Origin of the sequence: [Clostridium] citroniae WAL-17108 (assembly GCF_000233455.1) — a bacterium.
Lineage (GTDB): Bacteria > Bacillota > Clostridia > Lachnospirales > Lachnospiraceae > Enterocloster > Enterocloster citroniae.
In genome coordinates this window covers 63,570-83,334 of record NZ_JH376426.1, presented here as the reverse complement: position 1 = coordinate 83,334, position 19,765 = coordinate 63,570, and the positions used below count along the sequence as shown (strand labels likewise).

General features: G+C 51.4%; 16 protein-coding genes, 1 pseudogene and 1 riboswitch. Of the genes and pseudogenes, 14 read left to right on the top strand and 3 right to left on the bottom strand.

Features of this window, described 5'->3' with window-relative positions; genetic code table 11:
• Window positions 1-7 precede the first annotated feature (7 nt).
• From HMPREF9469_RS20765 to HMPREF9469_RS20740, 6 genes are all read left to right on the top strand, one after another.
• Complete coding sequence (locus tag HMPREF9469_RS20765) at window positions 8-1,042, top strand: LacI family DNA-binding transcriptional regulator (protein WP_007866332.1); 1,035 nt, start codon at window positions 8-10, stop codon at window positions 1,040-1,042.
• Between the two features lie 59 nt (window positions 1,043-1,101).
• Window positions 1,102-1,175: riboswitch (Fluoride riboswitch) on the top strand.
• A 46-nt stretch (window positions 1,176-1,221) separates the two neighbouring features.
• On the top strand, window positions 1,222-2,403 hold the full coding sequence (locus tag HMPREF9469_RS20760) for a cation:proton antiporter (RefSeq protein ID WP_007866331.1): 1,182 nt from the start codon (window positions 1,222-1,224) through the stop codon (window positions 2,401-2,403).
• 129 nt (window positions 2,404-2,532) lie between these two features.
• Complete coding sequence (locus HMPREF9469_RS20755; protein ID WP_007866330.1) at window positions 2,533-4,113, top strand: N-acetylmuramoyl-L-alanine amidase family protein; 1,581 nt, start codon at window positions 2,533-2,535, stop codon at window positions 4,111-4,113.
• Window positions 4,114-4,566: 453 nt separating this feature from the next.
• Window positions 4,567-6,237, top strand: coding sequence for a putative manganese-dependent inorganic diphosphatase (locus tag HMPREF9469_RS20750; RefSeq protein ID WP_007866329.1), 1,671 nt, complete (start codon window positions 4,567-4,569; stop codon window positions 6,235-6,237).
• Between the two features lie 10 nt (window positions 6,238-6,247).
• Complete coding sequence (locus HMPREF9469_RS20745) at window positions 6,248-6,874, top strand: flavin reductase family protein (protein ID WP_007866326.1); 627 nt, start codon at window positions 6,248-6,250, stop codon at window positions 6,872-6,874.
• Window positions 6,875-6,891: 17 nt separating this feature from the next.
• Window positions 6,892-7,524, top strand: a complete 633-nt coding sequence (locus tag HMPREF9469_RS20740) for a shikimate kinase (RefSeq protein WP_007866324.1) — start codon at window positions 6,892-6,894, stop codon at window positions 7,522-7,524.
• A 102-nt stretch (window positions 7,525-7,626) separates the two neighbouring features.
• On the opposite strand, the gene HMPREF9469_RS20735 is transcribed toward HMPREF9469_RS20740, so the two are convergent.
• From HMPREF9469_RS20735 to HMPREF9469_RS20725, 3 genes are all read right to left on the bottom strand, one after another.
• Window positions 7,627-7,947: a hypothetical protein gene (locus HMPREF9469_RS20735; protein ID WP_007866321.1), complete on the bottom strand. Its 321-nt coding sequence runs from the start codon at window positions 7,945-7,947 to the stop codon at window positions 7,627-7,629.
• Window positions 7,937-10,756 (bottom strand): transglycosylase domain-containing protein, encoded by a 2,820-nt coding sequence (locus tag HMPREF9469_RS20730; protein WP_007866318.1) that lies wholly within the window; start codon window positions 10,754-10,756, stop codon window positions 7,937-7,939. The genes HMPREF9469_RS20735 and HMPREF9469_RS20730 overlap by 11 nt, the downstream gene beginning before the upstream one ends.
• A 183-nt stretch (window positions 10,757-10,939) precedes the next feature.
• Window positions 10,940-11,557 carry a TetR/AcrR family transcriptional regulator gene (locus HMPREF9469_RS20725; RefSeq protein WP_007866316.1) on the bottom strand — a complete coding sequence of 206 codons (618 nt, stop codon included), beginning with the start codon at window positions 11,555-11,557 and terminating at the stop codon, window positions 10,940-10,942.
• Between the two features lie 161 nt (window positions 11,558-11,718).
• On the opposite strand from HMPREF9469_RS20725, the gene HMPREF9469_RS20720 reads away from it, so the two are divergent.
• From HMPREF9469_RS20720 to HMPREF9469_RS20685, 8 genes and pseudogenes are all read left to right on the top strand, one after another.
• Window positions 11,719-12,036 carry an SCP2 sterol-binding domain-containing protein gene (locus tag HMPREF9469_RS20720; RefSeq protein ID WP_007866314.1) on the top strand — a complete coding sequence of 106 codons (318 nt, stop codon included), beginning with the start codon at window positions 11,719-11,721 and terminating at the stop codon, window positions 12,034-12,036.
• 19 nt (window positions 12,037-12,055) lie between these two features.
• Complete coding sequence (locus tag HMPREF9469_RS20715; RefSeq protein ID WP_007866313.1) at window positions 12,056-13,000, top strand: alpha/beta hydrolase; 945 nt, start codon at window positions 12,056-12,058, stop codon at window positions 12,998-13,000.
• Between the two features lie 20 nt (window positions 13,001-13,020).
• Window positions 13,021-14,427: a condensation domain-containing protein gene (locus HMPREF9469_RS20710; protein ID WP_007866310.1), complete on the top strand. Its 1,407-nt coding sequence runs from the start codon at window positions 13,021-13,023 to the stop codon at window positions 14,425-14,427.
• A gap of 28 nt (window positions 14,428-14,455) precedes the next feature.
• On the top strand, window positions 14,456-14,683 hold the full coding sequence (locus tag HMPREF9469_RS20705; RefSeq protein ID WP_007866308.1) for an acyl carrier protein: 228 nt from the start codon (window positions 14,456-14,458) through the stop codon (window positions 14,681-14,683).
• A 25-nt stretch (window positions 14,684-14,708) separates the two neighbouring features.
• Complete coding sequence (locus HMPREF9469_RS20700) at window positions 14,709-16,217, top strand: AMP-binding protein (protein WP_007866306.1); 1,509 nt, start codon at window positions 14,709-14,711, stop codon at window positions 16,215-16,217.
• Between the two features lie 273 nt (window positions 16,218-16,490).
• The gene (locus HMPREF9469_RS20695; protein ID WP_007866304.1) at window positions 16,491-17,186 is read left to right on the top strand and encodes an N-acetylmannosamine-6-phosphate 2-epimerase; all 696 of its coding nucleotides are present in this window, start codon (window positions 16,491-16,493) and stop codon (window positions 17,184-17,186) included.
• A gap of 42 nt (window positions 17,187-17,228) precedes the next feature.
• Window positions 17,229-18,146 (top strand): dihydrodipicolinate synthase family protein, encoded by a 918-nt coding sequence (locus HMPREF9469_RS20690; RefSeq protein WP_007866302.1) that lies wholly within the window; start codon window positions 17,229-17,231, stop codon window positions 18,144-18,146.
• A gap of 95 nt (window positions 18,147-18,241) precedes the next feature.
• Window positions 18,242-19,744 (top strand): annotated as a pseudogene (locus HMPREF9469_RS20685) (sodium:solute symporter family protein).
• Window positions 19,745-19,765: the final 21 nt, after the last annotated feature.

The following is a 19,765-nucleotide window of genomic DNA, read 5'->3' as shown; positions in this document are numbered from 1 at the left end:
GCAGCGGATGAGGGCTACCATAAAAGATATTGCAAGGGAGACCCATTTATCTCCCTCCACGGTTTCACTTGTACTGAATAACAAGCCTCACCGGCTGTCCGAGGAAACCAGAAAGCGGGTGCTAGAGACAGCGAAACGGCTGGACTACAGGCCCAACAGGATGGCAGCCAGCCTTGTGACCAATCGGACCAGAACAATCGGTATTGTGGTGGCTGATATAAAGAATGCATACTTTGCGGAGCTGGCAAGCGGAGCAGAGGCAAAGTGTACCGATATGGGCTATAGCCTGATCATCTGCAACACCAATGACCAGCGGGAAAAGGATTTTGATTATATTAATTTGATGATAGACCGCGGAGTGGATGGCATCATTATCTCCTTTTCAGCCGGCGTGGAGGAGGAAACCGCTCAAAAGGTGACCGCCTATGTCAGAAAATTCGGTATCCGGGCAGTGGCAATTGATTATATGACGGATTTCAGTCATGTGATGAATGTAAGGCTGGATAATAAGCTGGGCGGTTACCTGGCCACAAAACATCTCATTGATTTGGGACACCGCAGGGTCGGTTGCATCACGGGCCCCATTAACAATGATACCTGCACGGCAAACCTGCGCCTTCTCGGCTATAAAAGTGCGCTCCGGGAAGCCGGCATCAGGGGGACAGCGGAATGGATCGCTTACGGGGACTTCCATATTGATTCTGGGTACCGTCAGGCTGGACGCCTGGTAAAGCAGGGGGTGACCGGAATTTTTGCTTCTAATGATCTGATCGCCTATGGTGTTTATAAATGGGCAAGGGAGCAGGCGGTTGATATACCGGAGCGGATATCGGTGGTGGGGTATGACGATATTGCGTACTCGGACTTTTTCAGCCCCGGTCTGACAACGGTCCATCAGCCGGCCTTTGATATGGGATACAAGGCGGCTGAGAAGATCATTGAAAACCTGATGTACCCAGATAAAAAGATAGAGAGGACCACGATCTATGAACCAAGGCTTGTGGTCAGAGAGAGCACAAAAATCTTAGGACAAAAACCTTAGAACCAACTCAAATATCATATAGTATTGACAAACATCCCGCCGCAGGTTATATTATATAACGTGAGTATGGGAATGAGGTTCTCCCTTAGTGAATACTAAAACCGCTTATCAAGCTGATGACTTCTGCGTAAATTTACGCAGAAACCATCGGCTTTTCTGCGTTTTAAGGAGGAAATAAAATGCTTTTAAGTATTGCGTATGTATTAATGGTGGGCATGGCCGCAGGGTGGCTTTGCAGAAAGCTGCACCTGCCAAGTCTGGCTGGAATGATCCTTACGGGGATTGTCCTGGGGCCCTATGTCCTGGACCTGATCGATGGGTCCATACTGGGGATTTCGGCTGAACTCAGGAAGATTGCCCTGATCATCATTCTGATGCGGGCCGGCCTGTCCCTGGATGTGGATGACCTTAAACGGGTGGGGCGCCCTGCCATATTGATGTGTTTTGTGCCCGCATGTTTTGAGATCGTTGGCATGGTGGCGCTGGCGCCGCGGCTGCTGGGAATTTCCATGCTGGAGGCAGCCATCATGGGATCGGTGGTGGCGGCGGTGTCCCCTGCCGTGGTCGTGCCAAAGATGATCAGGCTGATGGAGGAGGGATACGGCACTGAAAACAGCATTCCTCAGCTGATACTGGCAGGCGCTTCCGTGGATGATGTGTTTGTGATCGTGCTGTTTTCCGCTTTCACGGGCCTGGCCCAGGGCGCGCAGGTATCTGCAGCCAGCTTTGTGCAGATCCCCCTTTCCATCTTGGCGGGCATACTCATCGGAGCGGCTGTGGGGATCCTGCTGGCCGTTTATTTTAAGAAAATGCATATCAGGGACACGGTCAAGGTCATTATCCTGCTGTGTATTTCCTTTGTGCTGGTATCCCTTGAGGACTCATTAAAGGGCGTTTTCAGCTTTTCTTCCCTTATTTCCGTGATGTGTATGGGGATCGCCCTTCAGAAAAAACGGGAACCGGTTGCAAGGCGCCTGTCACTTAAATTTAATAAGCTGTGGGTTGGGGCGGAGATCCTGCTGTTTGTGCTGGTGGGTGCAACTGTGGATATAAGCTACGCCGCTGCTGCTGGGGGCACGGCTGTTCTTCTGATCCTGGGCGTGCTGGTATTTCGCATGGCAGGGGTAATGTGCTGTCTTGTGGGAACAAAGCTGAATCTGAAGGAGCGGATGTTCTGCATGGCGGCGTATATGCCAAAGGCCACGGTACAGGCCGCCATCGGCGGAGTGCCTCTGTCCATGGGGCTGGCCTGCGGAAATATTGTGCTCACCGTGGCTGTGCTGGCAATCCTGATCACAGCGCCGCTGGGAGCCTTTCTTGTGGATCTCACGTACCGGAGATGGCTGACACAGGAATATTAAAGAATTCTTATGTATTTTTGCCTTTTGTATTCCTGTTATTTTTACCCGCTTTCTGGTAAAATGATTTATATAAGCCATTGCGCTCAGCAGAACATGTATTGAAGTGCTCATAACCAGGAGGTGGAGTTTATGACCGTAAAGAGATTAATATGGGGAATAACGGCAGGTCTTTGGATGGCGTCCATAGCAGCAGGAACGGCCATGGGAGAGGAAGCCGTTCCCGCGGGCAAAGGGCCGGTGTCAGGGACTGCTGCCCCAGGAGTCAGGAAAGAGGAGACAAAAGAGATAGGACCGGCGGACGGCACGGTGGCAGCAGGGGTGAAAAAGGCTGACAGCGGCTGGGTGGAAGAGAACGGAACCATGCGCTACACGGACAGCAAGGGCAATTATGTGACTAATGACTGGAAGACCAGGGACGGGGTGTCCTACTATCTGGGCAGTGAAGGAACCGTGGAGAAAAACACCTGGATTGCCAACACGTACTATGTGGACGGCGAGGGGGCCATGGTCAGAAATTCCTGGATCCATACTGACGGTAAGGATGGTCTGAAGGAGGCGGGCTGGTATTTCCTGGGCCGGGACGGCAAGGCTGAGGAGGACGGCTGGAAGAATATAGAGGATGGCAGGTACTGCTTTGACAGCGATGGGAGAATGCGCACGGGTTGGTATTACGAGGGTAACAACATCTATTATCTGGGGGATAAAGATGACGGAGCCATGCGAAGGGGCTGGCAGTGTCTGGAGTTTGACGAAGATCAGCTGCCCCGGGAAGGCGACAGCTCCAAGGAGTACAAAAAGGCCGGAGAAAATGCAAGGTGGTTCTATTTCCAGTCCAATGGAAAGGCAAAGCGCTCCACATCCAAGGAGTACAATCCTGCGACCATAGATGGGAAGAAGTATTACTTTGATGAGAATGGGGTCATGCTTACGGGATGGCATGCGGTTAAAAGCTCAGCCCAGTCAGGGGACGCTGTGGGGATCAGCCGTTTTATCTACCTGGGCGGACCGGATGAGGGATATATGACAAAAGGACAGTGGAAGCAGCTTTCTGAGCATCCCGGAAACTCCTCGGATCAAACTGTGCTGAAAGAACTGGATTCCGGCAAAGGGCCAAAGGAAGGGGATAAAGAGTGGTATTACTTTGAGAATGACGGTACACCTGCCTATCTGAAGACCACGGCCACGACCATGAACGGCGCCATTACCAAGGTCAATGGGGAAAGCTATTTCCTGGATCAGTATGGATGCCGTCAGACCGGGCTTGTGAGAGTGATCTCAGGGAATCTGGTACTGAACGGGTATTTTGGCGACAAAGATTCCGATGGCCGGATGCGCACGGGCCGGATTGATGGGGTCGAGGACGGATCGGGAGAAATGCAGACATTTTATTTTGCCACATCCGGCTCCGCAAAAGGCTCCGGATACACAGGGGAAAAGGATGGATTCCTGTACTCAGAGGGACTTCTGGTGAAAGCAGGGGATGACATGGATTACCAGGCGTTTCAGGTAGATGGGAAAATATACCTGGTGAACGCTGCCGGCAAGATACAGACCAATGAAAAGGCATATAAGGTGGATGATCAGTACACATACCGTGTGGATTCCGGAACTGTTTACAGTGCGGACAGCAGCGGGAACAAAGGAAAGAAGCTGGAAAAGGGTGAAAAACTTCCGGAATTTAAGTGTGAGAAGGAGTATAAGCTGAAGTAGGCACCAGGCCGGACCCAGGCCTGAAATATAGTCTGGAATATGTCTGGAAATATGGCCTGGAAATATGGCCGCAACCGCTGTTAACCGCGGGCTGCGGCCTCTTTTGCTGAAAGGAAACCTATTTGTTGTCCGGATTTACGAGATGAATCTGGTTGAAAAAAGAAAACTGGTTTGATATACTGAAATGGCGGGAAGAATCGTGATATTAAAAGGGATCCGGATATCCCATAATATGAGGAGACCCCGGTCCAAATTCAACCGGGGCAATTATGAAAAATCTATGTGCAATTTTACTATTAAACTTGTTTGAAATTATATAACTCTTATGAAAATAGTATAAAAAATAAATGTGAACGAAATGTGAATCCCATGTAAACAGATTATGAAAGATTCCGGAATACCACAAAATTACCATAGACTTGAAGAACAGAGGGAGAGAGAAGAGGAAGAAAGATGGAACATGATTTAAAGAGAAAGACCACAGTGATCGGCCACAGGAACCCGGATACGGATTCCATCTGTTCGGCCATCTGCTATGCCAACTTAAAGAATAAGCTGACAGGAGAGGAGTATGTGCCTGCCAGGGCGGGCCATGTGAACGGGGAAACCCAGTTTGTGCTGGACTACTTTGGGGTGGAGGAGCCCAAACTGGTGGAGGATGTAAGGACCCAGGTCAAGGATATTGAGATCCGCAAGACCAGGGGGGTGGCGGACAACATTTCCCTGAAAAAGGCGTGGAAGATCATGCAGGAGAATAACGTGGTGACCATTCCCTCGGTACGTCCGGACGGAACCCTGGAGGGGCTGATCACGGTGGGCGATATTACAAAGACCTACATGAATATTTACGACAGCAGCATTTTGTCCAAAGCCAATACCCAGTATTCCAATATTATTGAGACTCTGGAGGCGGACCTGCTGGTGGGGGACGCGGATGTGTATTTTGATAAGGGTAAGGTGCTGATCGCTGCAGCCAACCCTGATCTGATGGAATTCTACATTGAACCCCACGACCTGGTGATCCTGGGAAACAGGTACGAGTCCCAGCTGTGCGCCATTGAGATGGGCGCGGCCGCAATTATCGTGTGCGAGGGCGCGGGCGTTTCCATGACCATTAAGAAGATCGCACAGGACAGGGGATGCACGGTGATCGCCACCACCTATGATACTTATACGGCAGCACGTCTGATCAATCAAAGCATGCCCATCAGTTACTTTATGACAAGGGAACATCTGATCACATTTAACAGTGATGATTATACGGATGAGATACGGGAGGTGATGGCCAGCAAGCGTCACCGCGATTTCCCCATTCTTGACAAGGAAGGCAGATACCTGGGAATGATCTCACGCCGGAACCTGCTGGGCGCAAAGGGCAAGCAGGTGATCCTGGTGGATCACAATGAGAAGAGCCAGGCAGTGGCAGGGATCGAGAGCGCGGAGATCCAGGAGATCATCGACCACCACAGGCTGGGCACGGTCCAGACCATGGCTCCTGTATTTTTCCGTAACCAGCCTCTTGGCTGTACGGCCACCATTATCTATCAGATGTACCAGGAAGCCGGTGTGGACATAGAGAAAAAGATTGCAGGGCTTTTGTGCAGCGCCATTGTGTCCGATACCCTTTTGTTCCGTTCACCCACCTGTACGCCGGTGGATGAGATGGCGGCCAGATCCCTGGCAGCCATTGCAGGACTGGACATAGAGAAATACGCAATGGAAATGTTTGGGGCGGGCAGCAACCTGAAAGATAAGTCCGATGAAGAGATTTTTTACCAGGACTTTAAGCGATTTACCGCAGGCAAGGTGATGATCGGCGTGGGCCAGATCACTTCCCTGAACGGGGGAGAGCTGGAAGGGCTGAAACACCGTATGCCGGAATTTATGGAAAAGGCCAGGGAGGGAAGCGGACTGGATATGGTATTCTTTATGCTGACCAACATATTGACAGAGTCCACGGATCTGATCTGCCAGGGCCAGGGCGCCGTACAGCTTGCGGCCAAGGCATTTCATCTGGATTTGGAGGAGGCAACACAAAAGGAGGAACCCATCCTTAACCTTCCCGGAGTGGTGTCACGTAAAAAGCAGTTGATTCCGGAGCTGATGCTGGCGGAACAGGATTAGGAGAGAATATATGGCAAAAGAGTATTGGAAGCCGGGCAACATGCTGTACCCTGTACCGGCGGTAATGGTAAGCTGCGGACGTGAGGAGGAGACGCCCAATATTGTGACAGTGGCATGGGCGGGAACCATCTGCTCCGATCCGGCCATGGTGTCCATCTCTGTGAGAAAAGAACGTTTTTCCCATGATATTATCAAGGATACCGGGGAGTTTGTCATCAACCTGGTGAATAAGAAGCTGGTGCGCGCCACGGATTACTGCGGCGTCAAATCCGGCCGGGATGTGGATAAATTCGCGGAGACCAGGCTGACGCCCCAGAAATCCCGGTATGTAAAGGCTCCGGGGATTGAGGAGAGTCCGGTGAACATTGAGTGCAAGGTAGTGGAAATAAAAGAACTGGGAAGCCATGACATGTTTATCGCCAAGGTGATGGGGGTGACCATTGATAACCAGTATATGGACGACAGGGGGAAATTCAATCTGAATGCCTCCGGGCTTGTGAGTTATTCCCACGGCGAATATTTTGAGCTGGGGAAAAAGCTGGGCAGCTTCGGGTATTCGGTGAAAAAGACCATTAAAAAACGGAAGACGTCCGCTGCTCCTGCAAAAAAGGGCAGGAATACGTCCAAGAAGAAATAGACCAGGAGGATACTGCAGTGAAACCAAATATAACCATGATAGGGATGCCCTCTTCCGGTAAGAGCACCATAGGCGTGCTGCTGGCCAAAAGGCTGGGATTTTCCTTTGTGGATGTGGATATTGTAATCCAGGAAAAGGAGGGCCGGCTGCTGAAGGAAATCATAGCAGAGGAAGGCATGGATGGATTCCTGAAGGTGGAGGAACGCATCAATGCAGGGCTGGATGTACAGCTTTCCGTCATTGCACCGGGGGGCAGCGTAATCTACGGTGAGGAAGCCATGAAGCATCTGAAGGAGATCAGCGAGGTGGTTTACCTGAAGATGAGTTATGAGGAGATGGAGAACCGTATCGGCAACGTGGTGGACCGGGGCGTGGCCCTAAAGCCGGGCTTTACCCTGAGGGACCTTTACAATGAAAGGGTGCCCTATTATGAAAAATATGCGGATATCACCATAGATGAGGAAGGCAAGACTCCCGGAGAAACCGTGGATGAGCTGAGACTTATGATCGAATCCATGATGGACCGCAATATGGTCCAGCGCATTGTGGAAGAACAGAAGAGAAAGCTGGAGGAGAAGGACAGGAAGCTTCAGGAATATGAGGCTGAGATCGCTTCCCTTAAGGAGCAGCTGGCGCAGATGCAGGCTTGAACTATAATGCGGCCCGTCCTACAGAAGAAAACTCTGTAGGCGGGCCGCATTTTGTTGATGGGGTAAAAGTTGATACAGCAAAGGTTGCCGCAGCAAAAATCGTCACAGCATTTCCATATAAGCCAGCACCGTATCTGCGAGATCCAGGCCGATCCAGACCATGATCCCGAGCAGCACCAGTGCGATCGCCAGGAATACCAGTTTATATACCAGATAGGCTTTGGCGAAATCCCGCAGCTGGTTTTCTTTTTTTCCAAAAGCCAGATGCAGCAGGTAGATCCATCCGGCAATGGGGATATTCATGCACATAAAGGTGAAGAACCAGGCGCTGCAGGGCATGGAATAAGGGTTTGTTTCCTTGGGACAGGCAGGAGCGGAGGCGGTGCGCTTATGTTTTATTTTTTCCCATATCTTATTTGTCATAGTCCGGTCTTCCTCCTGGTCCATAGTATTCCAGATTGTTCCACTTAAACTTCTCCCTGTCCAGGGCTGACTGCAGCTGGTTCTGCTGCATCTGAGCCTGATGGTCTGCCTGGATCTGAGCCTGCTCCTGGGCGGCCCGCTCCTGTTCCTGGGCCGCATTCCATTCATCCTCGGTGGGCAGTGTGGAGATCCTCTGGATCGCTGCCTGGAGCCGGTCCGCAAATGACTGCTGTTCCGGGTCGCCGGACACCAGGGGGAGCTTGGTAATGGCATCCTGTACCAGGGACTGTGCGTTGTCCTGCTGGTATTCAAGTTCCTCCACAAGACGCAGAGCCTGAAGGAATTCGTTCTTTTTTGTATCCTTTTCTGTCTGTATGCGCCGCTGCTCGGCGTCCTTCATGGCCTGTTCCTGGGCACGGGCCTCGTCAGCCGCCTTCTGCTTTTCATACAGGGCAATGGTGTCCGACATCTGGGAAATGATCCCCTCAAAATAATCGTAACGGCTTTCGACCTGATCCAGCATACGGGCGCGCAGATCCCCGTCATCCAGAAGGGGAAGGCGGGAAGTGATGCTCTGGTAAAGACTCCTGACCGCGTAGGTATCCTCCACCGTGCTGATCTCACGGGCGGTAAAATCCTCCACGTCAGCTTCCAGCTGAGCGGTGAGCGCCCTCTGCTCCTTGTCATGAAGGCTCTGCTGGGACCGCAGCTCTGCTGTGGTGCTGAAATAATCCTCGATTCCTGTTTTGGTATCGGCCCGCCGCTCCACGGTCTCGGGCTGCTCCCAGTCCCATGGCTCCAGGCCGGAGTGGATCTGATTCATAATATTTTTCCAGATTCTCCCGGCATAGGTGGCGCCGTAGATGCCCGGCATGTCCCTGGGAATGTCGTACCCCACCCAGATAGCGGTGGTGTAGTAACGGGTATAACCGCAGAACCAGGTATCCTTGCTGCTGTTGGTGGTGCCTGTCTTGCCGGCGGCAGGCATACCGTTGTCCAGGGCCAGGCCATGGCCCGTGCCGTAGCTCTCGTTCAGGGTGCCCTTCAGGATGTCCGTGAGCATAAAAGCGGAATCATCGCGGTACACCTGACTGGCGGAAGGCTTCATATCTTTGGAAAGTTCACCGTCATGTTCGTGGAGGATCTTTGTGATACAGGTCCGGTCATTGTACACGCCGTTATTGGCCAGCGTACTGTATCCCTTGGCCATGTCTACCACCCGCACGCCGTTGGTAAAGCCGCCGATGCTCAAGGAGGGCACTCCGTTATCCACATAGGTCAGTTTCTGGAATTCCATCCTGCCAAGGTAGTCCAGGCCGTAGTTTACGCCAATGTCCTCCAGTATCTGCCAGGCCACCGTGTTCAGGCTTCGGTTCAGGGCTTCCCTCACGGTCACATTTCCGTAGTAGTGTTCGCCGCTGTTGGAGGGGCCGTCTTCCCATTTGTGGTCGTCCATGATCCTGGTGGGGTAGTATTCGCCCGTGTCAAAAGCAGGGCCGTAATCAATCAGGGGTTTGATCGTGCTTCCCGGCTGCCTGGCGCTCAGGTAGGCCCGGTTAAACTGGTCCTCTGTGCCCCGGCCCCCCACAATGGCAACCACATAATTGCTGCGGTTGTCCACCACCACGCCGGCGCCCTGGAGGGCGAATTTGCCGTTTTCCTGGAGTTCGGTGTAGGAGGAAAGACCCTGGTCAATGTCAGACTGGAGCATTTCCTGAAGGCTGCTGTCAAGGGAGGTATAGATCTGAAAGCCGCCTGCCCGGATCAGGTCCGACTTTTCCGTGTACGCGCTTTTATACCGGTTTGTATATTCCGTGTAGTCTTCCTTGTCCTCAAATGTGTACCGGAAATCAAATCCATCTTTTTTCATCAGTTCCAGGGCCGCGCAGTGGATAGCATAGCTGCTCTGGTAATTCTCGTCCGTGCCCTCGGATTCCTGCTGCACCACGATCAATGGGCGGGCAGCGGCTGACTGGTAATCTTCATCCGAGAGCTCACCGATCTCGTGCATGCTCTTTAGGACATCGTTTCGCTTTTCAAGGGATGCTTCAGGATGTGCCACCGGGTCATAGGCGGAGGGACTGTTGCTGATGCCCACAAGGACAGCGGCCTCATCCACCCTCAGGTCAGCTGCATGCTTGCCGAAATAGTACCGGCTGGCAGCCTCCACCCCATAACACTGATGGCCATAGAAATTGGTATTGCAGTAGAACTCCATGATATCTGCTTTGGAGTATTCCTTTTCGATTTCCGGGGCCAGCAGTATTTCCACGATCTTGCGCGTGAATGTCTGCTCCCGGGTCAGATATGTATTCTTGATCACCTGCTGGGTGATGGTGCTGCCTCCCTGGGTCACGGTCCCGCCGTGTTTTATAAGGGCCAGCCCTGCACGGAAGGTGGCGATCCAGTCCACGCCGGTATGGCTCTTAAAACGCCTGTCCTCCTGAGCAATATACGCATTCTGGATATTCATGCTGATGTGGGAGATGTCCACATACTGGTAATGGCCTGCATTGATCAGGCCGATCTGCCTGTTGTCCTTGTCATAGATGACAGTGTCGCTGAGCATGGAGAAATCCGTTCTCTCCATCTGGGCCAGCTTGTCGTAAGCAATTACCCTGCACTGGTCCAGTTCCGGTTTCACCTTAGCATAGATAAGGATCCCTGCCAGGGCCCCGCAGATCAGCCCTGCGGTAAGTACTGCCAGGAAGGCATGAAAAAGCCATCCGAATATACCCAGTATGGCCACTGCGGTATTGCGGATGCCAAGGAGAACCTTAACAAGGACCTGCTTTTGTGAGTCTTTCATAATTCCTGTGTATCCTCTCTGCGCCTGAGAAGGGCGCTGTCGTTCATCTTTCCTGCGCTGGAAACATCTGCCAGCCCGTTAAGCCATAGATATTATAAGCCAGAATGAGGAAAAAGGGTAGGGAAAAGTGGGGAAATACCTCTTTTGGTTGGTTAAAATGTTCCTGGCGGATATGGATTGGGCTTAATTTTTCCGCAGCACAAACTCCAGGGTATGGGCCGGTATGTCCATGCTCTTTTCCTGCATCTGGGTAAAGGCGGTAAGGATACGCCCGATCTGGTCCTGATCAGCAGGGATCAGGTTGTTATCCAGGGTAATGGTCAGCACGGTCAGTACGATCTGGGCAGTCTCCTCCGGGTACTCACAGTGTATGGTACCCTCCTCCATGCCCTGGCGGATGATATCAGTCAGTATGGGCTTCAGCCTGGTGATGATAATGCGGGCAAACTTCTGGTGGATGAATGCGCTTTCCTGCTGTTCGTTAAAGGTACCGATGGCTTCCTGGCGCCTCAGCTCCGTGGAGGAGTCCAGACAGGCATGGTATATGAGTTCCATTTTCTTAAAGGCATCCATGTGGGAGGATGCAGCCAATTCCTTGCCTGCGTCCAGCACACGGGAATAGGAACGCTCGATCACCGCATCTATGATGTCATTTTTGGAGGAAAAATAGTAATAAATACTTCCCTTTCCAATCCCTGCTTTTTGGGCAATATCGCTTACGGAAATGGCCTGGGCATTGGAGGAACCCATAAGTTCCTGCATGGCATCCAGAATCTGTTCCCGTTTATTATGGTTTTGCATAAAAAATCCTCTGTATTTTCTTTAGAATACTTTCCAGTATAGCAGAATACAAAGGAAAACACCATACTTGACTGGCGGTCGAAAACGTGATATGTTTAGCTTACCACAGATTCGACCGCTAGTCGAAGATGGGAATGCCAAAAGGGCAGAGGAGAGACCATATGACGTATGAAACATTATTTGAAACAGTCAGGGAAATTTTCATGAAAGCGGATGTGAGCGGGATAGGGGAGCATCTGGCCTTTCAGTTTGATATTACAGGCGAGGGCCAGGGGACTTTTTATGCCGAGGTAAAAGAGGGAAAGCTGTACGTGGAGCCATATGAGTATTATGACAGGGATGCAATTTTTATCTGCTCAGCAGATACGCTGCTAAAGCTGGCAGCCGGAAAATTGGATCCTGTTTTTGCATTTACAACAGGAAAGCTGAAGGTGGAAGGAAGCCTTGAAAAGGCGCTGATGCTTCAGAAGTTTGTCTAGGACATGGAAAGGAGTACATATGGGAAGAATGGGCATGTTCATGGGCCTGGCCGCGGCAGGCGCCGCAGGGGAATATGGGATTGCCAGATACTTTTTCCACCGGACCGTGATGCGCGGCAATGCAAAGCGTGAGCGGACCCAGAAAATGGCGGGAACCGACTGGGATGCATACATTCCCGGAATCAGGGCCAGCAAGGAATGGCTGGCCGGGCAGGAGAAGGAGGACGTGTTTATCACATCTGCTGACGGGTTGAGGCTCCACGGGACATTCTTTCCCTGTGAAGGCTCCAAGCGGGCTGTGGTATGTTTCCACGGATATACCAGTGAAGGGCTGAATGATTTTTCCAGCATTGCCAGATTCTATCTGGAAAAAGGATTCAATCTGATGGTGGCGGATGAGAGGGCCCATGGAAAAAGTGAGGGAACCTACATTGGGTTTGGCTGCCTGGACCGCCATGACGCTTTGGGGTGGATCCGGTACGTGGTATCCCGCCTGGGACAGGATTGTGGACTGATGCTTCACGGCATTTCCATGGGAGGCGCCACCGTGCTGATGACCACAGGACTAACCCTTCCTCCCCAGGTCAGGGCCGCGGTTTCAGACTGTGCCTTTACCTCTGCCTGGGAGGTGTTCAGCCATGTGCTGAGATCCATGTACCACATGCCTGCATTTCCCGTGATGCAGATCGCGGACCGCATGGCAAGGGAGGAGGCCGGATACGGCCTGAATGAGTGCAATGCCAGGGATGAGGTGAAGAGGGCAAAGATACCCATTCTTTTCATACATGGAGACAAGGACACATTTGTGCCCTGTTCCATGGTTTATGATCTTTACAATGCATGCAGGTCCCCCAAGTCACTTTTGGTGGTTTCCGGGGCCAGCCATGCGGAAGCTTATTATAAGGATACGGAGAGCTATGAAAACGCGGTGGATCAGCTGATCCGCCGGTATCTGGATCATTGAGGAATAAGAAAGGGGAAAACATGAAAACCAGAAAAGGCTATAAAGTGTACCCGCTGACATCTGCACAGAAACTGCATTTTTACTGTCTTAAGTACTGTCCTAAAAAACAGGTGCTGAATATCGGATCCAGCCTGACCATTGAGAGCGACCTGGACTGGGATGTGCTCCGGGAGTGTATCAGGGAAGCCATTGCCAGATGCGAATCCATGCGCCTTAGGTTTGCCAGGGATAAAGACGGAACTATTTACCAATATGTGGTAAAAGAGGAGACCAGGGAGATCGAACACTTCGACTTCACAGGCTGGAAGGAAGAGGATGCAGAGAATATGCTGCGCCGGTGGACGGAGGTCCCCTTTGAGCGTTATGATTCCACCATGCACCACATTGTGATGATCAAGATGCCGGACGGATATCAGGGCCTTTACATATGTGTGGACCATATGACCATGGATGCCCAGTCCCTGATCGTGTTCTTTAAGGACGTGATTGAGCTGTATTGCAGCCGTCTGTACGAGGAAATCCATTATCCCAAGGAAATGTCCTCCTATATCAGGCAGCTGGAAAAGGATCTGGCTTACGAGGCAGGCAGCCGGTCCAGCGAAAAGGACAGGGAGTTTTTTGAGAAAATGATCGCTTCCTCCGAGCCCATATTTACGGACATATGCGGTCCGGAAAAACTGCTGAAGGAGAGAAGATCCACCCGCAACAGAAATCTCCGGGCAGCCACCAACACCTCCGACAATGTGGAAGCAAATATCACCAATTTCCATCTGGAAGGGGAGCCCTCCGGGAAGCTTTTGGATTTCTGTGAGAGCAGAGGCGTTTCCATGACCTGTCTGCTGCTTATGGGGCTGCGTACCTACCTTCAGAAGGAAAATGACCAGGAGGACGTGTCCATTACCACTACCATTGCAAGGCGGGCCACGCTGCTGGAAAAGCGCTGCGGCGGTAGCCGGATCCACTGCTTTCCCTTCAGGACCATTGTGCCAAAAGAAGATACATTCATGGAAGGCCTTTTGAAAATACGGGATGCCCAGAACCAGTATTTCCGGCATGCAAACTACAGTCCATCGGAGTATTTTAATTACCGCCATAACTATTACAAGCTGAGGGACGGACAGACCTATGAGCCCTTAAGCCTGACCTACCAGCCCCTTGCCATGAAATACGATGGACCGGGACTGGATAAGCTGGGGGATATCAAGTATAAGACAGCCCGTTATTCCAACGGAGTTGCGGCCCATACCCTGTATCTCACCGTGAGCCACAGGGCTTCGGACAATGGTCTGGACTTTGGGTTTGAATACCAGACCGGGGTAGTGACGCCGGAAAAACTGGAATATATTTACTATTATCTGTGCAGGATCATATTCAGGGGAGTGGAGGATCCGGACCGCACAGTGGGCCAAGTAATCGATATGGTTTAGGATACAATACTGAAAGGAGAGAAGAACAATGTTTGAGGAATTAAAGGAATTGATCTGTGAGTATGTGGATGTGGAACCCTCGGCGATCTGCGAGGAATCCCGCTTTATTGAGGACTTAGGGTTTAACTCCTATGACTTTATGAGCATGGTGGGAGAGATCGAGGACCGGTTTGATGTGGAAGTGGAGGAGCGGGAAGTGGTGAATGTAAAGACTGTAAAAGACGCAGTGGAATACATCCGGTCGCTTCAGGACTGATGGCAGACAGAAAAGGGAGGACGCTATGCCGGTAGAAACATTGAGAGATATCATCCGCCATGGGGCAGAGGCTTATGGGGCGGAGGCTGCATTTCGGTATAAGGTAAAAAAGGAGATCGTGGACCGGTCCTACCAGGACGTGAACCGGGATTCCATGTCCGTGAGCCGCATGGTGGAGTCCATGGGCATGGGTGGAAAACACATTGCCCTGATCGGCACCACTACGTACCAGTGGATCGTGGGTTATTTTGGGATCGTGGGCAGCGGCAGCGTTGCGGTGCCCATAGATGCCCAGCTTCCCGCCGATGCAGTGTGCGGGCTTTTGGACCGGGCGGACGTGGAAATGCTGATATTTGATGAGATACGCCGGGACGTGGCGGAGGCGGTGAGGGAGAAATGCCCCCGCGTCCGTCAGATCATTTCCATGCAGGCAGCTGAGCCCGGAGACGGGATCCAGTCCCTTTCCATGCAGATGGCGATCCACACCGGGGAATATGAGACAGCCATTGACCCTGACCAGGTCTGCACCATCCTGTTTACTTCAGGAACCACGGGAAAGAGCAAGGGAGTCATGCTCAGCCACAGGAACCTGGTGGATAATGCAGTGTGCCTGGATATGAAGATTCCTGCAGGAACGGTCTCCATGACCCTGCTTCCCATCAATCATGTGTACTGCCTGACCATGGATATCATCAAGGGACTTTACATCGGACTTGTCATCTGTATCAATGATTCCATCATGCATGTACAGAAGAATATGAAGCTGTTTAAACCTGAGATCGTGCTTCTGGTTCCGCTGGTGATCGAATCCATTTACGGAAAGCTTCGGGATGCGGGTAATCTGATGCCAAAGAAAATGGTGGCCAAGGCCGCATTTGGCGGAAATCTGAAGACTATATGCAGCGGCGGCGCCTATCTGGACCCGGACTATGTGGAACGGTTTAAGGAGTACGGGATCACCATTCTCCAGGGATACGGCATGACGGAGTGTTCCCCTGTCATCAGCACAAACCTGGAATGGGATCATAAGACCGGCTCCGTGGGCAAGCTCCTTCCCAACTGCGAGGCCAAGATCGTGGATGAGGAGATCTGGGTCAGGGGCACCAGCGTGATGCAGGGCTATTATAAGATGCAGGAGGAGACGGACCAGGCACTGGAGGACGGATGGCTTAAGACCGGTGATCTGGGGTATGTGGATGAGGACAATTTCCTCTATATCACAGGCCGCAGAAAGAACCTGATCATTCTGTCAAACGGGGAAAATGTATCTCCCGAGGAACTGGAAAACCAGCTGAGCCGCTCAGACCTGGTGAAGGAAGTCCTGGTAAGGGAAAAGGACAAGGTGATCGAGGCGGAGATATTCCCTGATTATGAGTATGCCAGAAAGAGGCATGTGAAGGATATAGAAGGAGGGCTTCGGGAGCTTATAGACGAGTTTAATAAGGATATGCCGGTGTATAAAAGGATCTACAGCCTGATCGTAAGGGAGGCGGAGTTTGAGAAGACGCCGTCTAAGAAGATAAAGCGGTTTTAACAATTAAATAATCCAGCAAAATCACAGGAGGATTTCCCCATTGCCAGTTTTTTGTCCGGGAAATCCTCCTGATTTTGTATTTTTAGAGAAACAACCTCCGCATAATTGTGCATTTTATACAAAAACTATCGTTGTAAATTGTGCGAAAGGGCAGATGGATTTCAAAGTTTATGAAAGAACTTTCAGAACATACCGATACTATTGAAAATAAAAACAAACCTGCTATACTAAAGCTACAAGAACTTAACAAAACCTTAACAGGAGGAAACAGACATGAATGGTAGGGTTGAACACCTAGAGGGAAGACTGATTGTTTCCTGCCAGGCACTGCCCGGGGAACCGCTTCATTCTTCTTTTATCATGGGCCGCATGGCTCTGGCAGCAAAGGAAGGCGGGGCGGCGGGGATTCGGGCCAACACCAAAGAGGACATCGCTGAGATCCAAAAACAGGTGGACCTGCCTGTGATCGGAATCGTAAAACGGGATTATGAGGACAGCAAAGTATACATCACCCCCACCATGAAAGAAATTGAGGAACTGATGGAGGTAAAGCCTGAGATTATTGCGCTGGATGCAACTTCGGATTTGAGGCCGGGGGCAAAAAGCCTGGATGAGTTTTACCGGGAGGTCAGGGCTGCCTATCCGGACCAGCTGTTGATGGCAGACTGCTCCACGGTGGAGGAAGCACTTCATGCGGACCAACTGGGATTTGACTTTATTGGGACAACACTGGTGGGATACACGGAGCAGAGCCGGGGACTGAAGATCGAGTCGGATGATTTTTCCATCATACGTGAGATTGTGGCAAAGGTAAAGCACAGGGTCATTGCAGAGGGGAATATCAACACACCGGAAAAAGCAAGACGGGTGATCGAACTGGGAGTATTCAGCGTGGTAGTGGGGTCCATTATTACAAGGCCGCAGCTGATCACCAGGTCATTTGCCCAGGCAATTGAAGCAGAGGGTTAATAGGCGGACAGAAGACGCCTGATTGGGAAAGGAGAAAAAATTATGGCAAACTTAGAAAAGTACAGAGGTATCATTCCGGCATTTTACGCATGTTATGATGAGGAGGGCAATGTAAGCCCGGAGCGTGTAAGGGCGCTGACCGAGTATCATATTAAAAAAGGCGTAAAGGGCGTTTATGTAAATGGGTCTTCAGGGGAGTGCATTTACCAGAGCGTGGAGGACCGGAAGACCACGCTGGAAAATGTAATGGCGGTTGCCAAGGGCAAGCTTACAGTGATCGCCCATGTTGCCTGCAACAACACAAAGGACAGCGTGGAGCTGGCAAAACATGCGGAGAGCCTGGGCGTGGATGCCATTGCAGCTATTCCTCCCATCTACTTCCGCCTCCCGGAATATGCCATTGCAGCATATTGGAACACCATGAGCGAGGCTGCTCCCAACACGGATTTCATCATCTACAACATCCCCCAGCTGGCAGGGGTTGCTCTGACTCAGGGACTGTTTGCACAGATGCGCCAAAATCCTAGGGTCATTGGTGTTAAGAACTCCTCCATGCCGGTGCAGGATATCCAGATGTTCAAGGCGGCTGCAGGCAAGGATTACATCATATTCAACGGTCCGGACGAGCAGTTTATCAGCGGCCGCGTCATTGGCGCGGAAGCCGGGATCGGCGGAACCTACGGCGTAATGCCGGAGCTTTTCCTTAAGATGGATGAGCTGGTAAAGGCAGGAAAGCTGGAGGAAGCAAAGGAAGTCCAGTATGCGGCCAATGAGGTTATCTACAAAATGTGCTCCTGCCACGGCAACATGTACGGAGTCATTAAGGAAATGCTGCGGATCAACGAGAACCTGGACCTGGGCGGGGTAAGGGAACCTCTTCCACAGCTTGTTGAGGAAGATCTTCCCATTGCACGGGAAGCAGCGCGTATGGTAAGAGAGGCTGTGGGCAAATACTGTTAATGCAGCGGCATCACAAAAGGGAAAACATCACCGCCCCTTTCAGGAGGGATGAAAGGGGCCGGGAATGACATGGCAGATAGAAAAGGAGTTTAAATATGCAGGGGTTCACAACAATTGATTTGATCATTCTTATTGTATATCTTGCAGCAGTATTATTTGCCGGCCTCTTTTTCTCCAAAAAGGAGATGAAGGGAAAGGAATTCTTTAAGGGGGACGGAACCATCCCGTGGTGGGTTACCTCCGTGTCCATTTTCGCAACATTATTAAGCCCGATCTCATTCCTGTCCCTGGCAGGAAATTCATATGCAGGAACATGGATCATGTGGTTTGCACAGCTTGGAATGCTGGTGGCCATCCCCATCACCATCCGGTTTTTCCTGCCCATATACAGCAAGCTGGATATTGATACAGCTTACCACTACCTGGAGATCCGTTTCGGAAGCAAGGGCCTGCGCGTCCTGGGCGCCGTCATGTTTATCGTGTACCAGGTAGGCCGTATGTCCATCATCATGTATCTGCCGTCCATGGTATTGTCCAACCTGACAGGCATCAATGTAAATGTATTGATCATTGCCATGGGCGTGATCGCCATCATTTACTCCTATACAGGCGGCCTTAAATCCGTGCTCTGGACCGACTTTATCCAGGGCAGCGTGCTCCTGGTGGGTGTTACCTTTGCACTCTTTTACCTGGCCCACGGGATTGACGGCGGTTTCGGCTCCATCTTTTCCACCATGGGACAGGGCAAGTTCCTGGCACCTGACCAGCCCATTTTTAATCCCAACATTTTAAAGGACAGCGTGTTCCTGCTGATCGTGGGCGCTGGATTTAACACCTGTTCCTCCTATGTATCCAGCTAGGATATTGTACAGCGTTTCACCACCACCACGGACACAAAGAAACTGAACAAAATGATGCTGACCAACGGAGCGCTGTCCATTTTTATTGCAACCGTATTTTACCTGATCGGCACGGGACTGTATGTATTCTACAGCCAGAATGCCCTCCCGCCGGCAGCGCAGCAGGATCAGATCTTTGCTTCCTATATCGCATATGAGCTGCCCGTAGGCATTACAGGACTTCTGCTGGCAGCCATCTATGCGGCGTCCCAGTCCACCCTGTCTACCGGACTTAACTCCGTGGCAACCAGCTGGACACTGGATATCCAGGAGCGTCTGTCCAAAAAGGAAATGAGCTTTGCCCTTCAGACAAGGATTGCCCAGTACGTATCCCTGGGCGTGGGCGTTGTGGCCATCCTGGTATCCATGATCCTTGCCAACGGCGAGATCAAGTCGGCATATGAGTGGTTTAACGGATTTATGGGCCTTGTGCTGGGTGTTTTGGGAGGAACCTTTGTACTGGGAACCTTTACCAAAGTGGCCAATGCAAAAGGCGCTTACGTGGCGTTCTTTGTGGCAGCCATCACCATGGTCTGCATCAAATACATGGCACCGGCAGGCGCGGTATCCATCTGGTCCTACTCCATTATCTCCATTGCCATTTCCCTGGTTGTGGGTCTTCCGGTAAGTATCATCACCAGAAAGATGGACGGGGATACATCCAAACCGGCGGCGGACGCAACCATTTATCATAATTGATCTGATACATGAAATGACAAG

Bases quoted from the DNA above. Each gene is read 5' to 3' on its own strand.
- HMPREF9469_RS20735 (WP_007866321.1), bottom strand. From the start codon at position 7,947: ATGACAAATAAGATATGGGAAAAAATAAAACATAAGCGCACCGCCTCC.
- HMPREF9469_RS20700 (WP_007866306.1), top strand. From the start codon at position 14,709: ATGCCGGTAGAAACATTGAGAGATATCATCCGCCATGGGGCAGAGGCT.
- HMPREF9469_RS20725 (WP_007866316.1), bottom strand. From the start codon at position 11,557: ATGCAAAACCATAATAAACGGGAACAGATTCTGGATGCCATGCAGGAA.
- HMPREF9469_RS20720 (WP_007866314.1), top strand. From the start codon at position 11,719: ATGACGTATGAAACATTATTTGAAACAGTCAGGGAAATTTTCATGAAA.
- HMPREF9469_RS20705 (WP_007866308.1), top strand. From the start codon at position 14,456: ATGTTTGAGGAATTAAAGGAATTGATCTGTGAGTATGTGGATGTGGAA.
- HMPREF9469_RS20755 (WP_007866330.1), top strand. From the start codon at position 2,533: ATGACCGTAAAGAGATTAATATGGGGAATAACGGCAGGTCTTTGGATG.
- HMPREF9469_RS20690 (WP_007866302.1), top strand. From the start codon at position 17,229: ATGGCAAACTTAGAAAAGTACAGAGGTATCATTCCGGCATTTTACGCA.
- HMPREF9469_RS20730 (WP_007866318.1), bottom strand. From the start codon at position 10,756: ATGAAAGACTCACAAAAGCAGGTCCTTGTTAAGGTTCTCCTTGGCATC.
- HMPREF9469_RS20715 (WP_007866313.1), top strand. From the start codon at position 12,056: ATGGGAAGAATGGGCATGTTCATGGGCCTGGCCGCGGCAGGCGCCGCA.
- HMPREF9469_RS20745 (WP_007866326.1), top strand. From the start codon at position 6,248: ATGGCAAAAGAGTATTGGAAGCCGGGCAACATGCTGTACCCTGTACCG.
- HMPREF9469_RS20765 (WP_007866332.1), top strand. From the start codon at position 8: ATGAGGGCTACCATAAAAGATATTGCAAGGGAGACCCATTTATCTCCC.
- HMPREF9469_RS20760 (WP_007866331.1), top strand. From the start codon at position 1,222: ATGCTTTTAAGTATTGCGTATGTATTAATGGTGGGCATGGCCGCAGGG.
- HMPREF9469_RS20750 (WP_007866329.1), top strand. From the start codon at position 4,567: ATGGAACATGATTTAAAGAGAAAGACCACAGTGATCGGCCACAGGAAC.
- HMPREF9469_RS20710 (WP_007866310.1), top strand. From the start codon at position 13,021: ATGAAAACCAGAAAAGGCTATAAAGTGTACCCGCTGACATCTGCACAG.
- HMPREF9469_RS20695 (WP_007866304.1), top strand. From the start codon at position 16,491: ATGAATGGTAGGGTTGAACACCTAGAGGGAAGACTGATTGTTTCCTGC.